1 rRNA gene (only partly in view) is annotated in these 2608 nt (G+C 56.2%); it reads left to right on the forward strand.

Features of this window, described 5'->3' with window-relative positions:
* Positions 1-2580: ribosomal RNA gene (locus NQO67_RS43340) — 23S ribosomal RNA — on the forward strand (it extends 548 nt beyond the left edge of the window).
* The last annotated feature ends 28 nt before the right edge of the window (positions 2581-2608 follow it).

Raw genomic sequence — 2608 nt, forward strand, 5'->3', positions numbered from 1 at the left:
CGTGAGGGAATGGTGAAAAGTACCCCGGGAGGGGAGTGAAATAGTACCTGAAACCATGTGCCTACAAGCCGTGGGAGCGTCGCGTTGGGCACTTTTGTGTTCAACGTCGTGACTGCGTGCCTTTTGAAGAATGAGCCTGCGAGTTTGTGGTGTGTTGCGAGGTTAACCTGTTGTGGGGGAGCCGTAGCGAAAGCGAGTCCGAATAGGGCGTTTGAGTAGCATGCTCAAGACCCGAAGCGGAGTGATCTAGCCATGGGCAGGCTGAAGCGCGGGTAAGACCGTGTGGAGGGCCGAACCCACCAGGGTTGAAAACCTGGGGGATGACCTGTGGTTAGGGGTGAAAGGCCAATCAAACTCCGTGATAGCTGGTTCTCCCCGAAATGCATTTAGGTGCAGCGTTGTGTGTTTCTTGCCGGAGGTAGAGCACTGGGTAGGCGATGGGCCTTACCGGGTTACTGACCTTAGCCAAACTCCGAATGCCGGTAAGTGAGAGCACGGCAGTGAGACTGTGGGGGATAAGCTCCATGGTCGAGAGGGAAACAGCCCAGAGCATCGACTAAGGCCCCTAAGCGTGTGCTAAGTGGGAAAGGATGTGGAGTCGCAGAGACAACCAGGAGGTTGGCTTAGAAGCAGCCATCCTTGAAAGAGTGCGTAATAGCTCACTGGTCAAGTGATTCCGCGCCGACAATGTAGCGGGGCTCAAGCATACCGCCGAAGTCGTGTCATTGCAGCATGTAGACCTAACGGTTGCTGTGATGGGTAGGGGAGCGTCGTGTGCCGGGTGAAGCAGCGCCGTAAGGTAGTTGTGGATGGTTCACGAGTGAGAATGCAGGCATGAGTAGCGATTCAAGAGTGGGAAACTCTTGCGCCGATTGACTAAGGGTTCCTGGGTCAAGCTGATCTGCCCAGGGTAAGTCGGGACCTAAGGCGAGGCCGACAGGCGTAGTCGATGGATAACCGGTTGATATTCCGGTACCCGTTTCAGTGCGTCAACGCTGAATCCTCTGATGCTAAGCCCGTGAAGCCGCCGCTTGTCGTCTTTGACGGTGAGCGGAGTGGTGGAGCTGGTGGCCCGAGGTGGTAGTAGGTGAGTGATGGGGTGACGCAGGAAGGTAGTCCAGCCCGGGCGGTGGTTGTCCCGGGGTAAGGGTGTAGGACGTCAGGTAGGTAAATCCGCCTGGCATATGTCTGAGACCTGATGCCGAGCCGATTGTGGTGAAGTGGATGATCCTATGCTGTCGAGAAAAGCCTCTAGCGAGTGCTGTTACGGCCCGTACCCTAAACCGACTCAGGTGGTCTGGTAGAGAATACTGAGGCGTTCGGGTGAACTATGGTTAAGGAACTCGGCAAAATGCCCCCGTAACTTCGGGAGAAGGGGGGCCATTTCTGGTGATCACCCGTGCGGTGTGAGCTGGGGGTGGCCGCAGAGACCAGCGAGAAGCGACTGTTTACTAAAAACACAGGTCCGTGCGAAGCTGTAAGGCGATGTATACGGACTGACGCCTGCCCGGTGCTGGAACGTTAAGGGGACCGGTTAATCACTCTTCGGGGTGGTGAAGCTGAGAACTTAAGCGCCAGTAAACGGCGGTGGTAACTATAACCATCCTAAGGTAGCGAAATTCCTTGTCGGGTAAGTTCCGACCTGCACGAATGGCGTAACGACTTCTTGACTGTCTCAACCATAGGCCCGGTGAAATTGCAGTACGAGTAAAGATGCTCGTTTCGCGCAGCAGGACGGAAAGACCCCGGGACCTTTACTATAGTTTGATATTGGTGTTCGGTTCGGCTTGTGTAGGATAGGTGGGAGACTGTGAAGCAGGCACGCCAGTGTTTGTGGAGTCGTTGTTGAAATACCACTCTGGTCGTGCTGGATGTCTAACCTGGGTCCGTGATCCGGATCGGGGACAGTGTCTGATGGGTAGTTTAACTGGGGCGGTTGCCTCCTAAAGGGTAACGGAGGCGCCCAAAGGTTCCCTCAGCCTGGTTGGTAATCAGGTGGTGAGTGTAAGTGCACAAGGGAGCTTGACTGTGAGACTGACGGGTCGAGCAGGTGCGAAAGCAGGGACTAGTGATCCGGCGGTGGCTTGTGGAAGCGCCGTCGCTCAACGGATAAAAGGTACCCCGGGGATAACAGGCTGATCTTCCCCAAGAGTCCATATCGACGGGATGGTTTGGCACCTCGATGTCGGCTCGTCGCATCCTGGGGCTGGAGTCGGTCCCAAGGGTTGGGCTGTTCGCCCATTAAAGCGGTACGCGAGCTGGGTTTAGAACGTCGTGAGACAGTTCGGTCCCTATCCGCTGCGCGCGTTGGAGTCTTGAGAAGGGCTGTCCCTAGTACGAGAGGACCGGGACGGACGGACCTCTGGTGTGCCAGTTGTTCTGCCAAGGGCATGGCTGGTTGGCTACGTTCGGGAGGGATAACCGCTGAAAGCATCTAAGCGGGAAGCCTGCTTCGAGATGAGGACTCCCACCCACTTGATGGGGTAAGGCTCCCAGGAGATGACTGGGTTGATAGGCCAGGTCTGGAAGCACCGTGAGGTGTGGAGGTGACTGGTACTAATAGGCCGAGGGCTTGTCCATAGAGGCTCGCGTCCACTGTGTTGGTTCT

The sequence above is a fragment of the Streptomyces odontomachi genome, assembly GCF_024435355.1.
GTDB classification, from domain to species: Bacteria; Actinomycetota; Actinomycetes; order Streptomycetales; family Streptomycetaceae; genus Streptomyces; species Streptomyces odontomachi.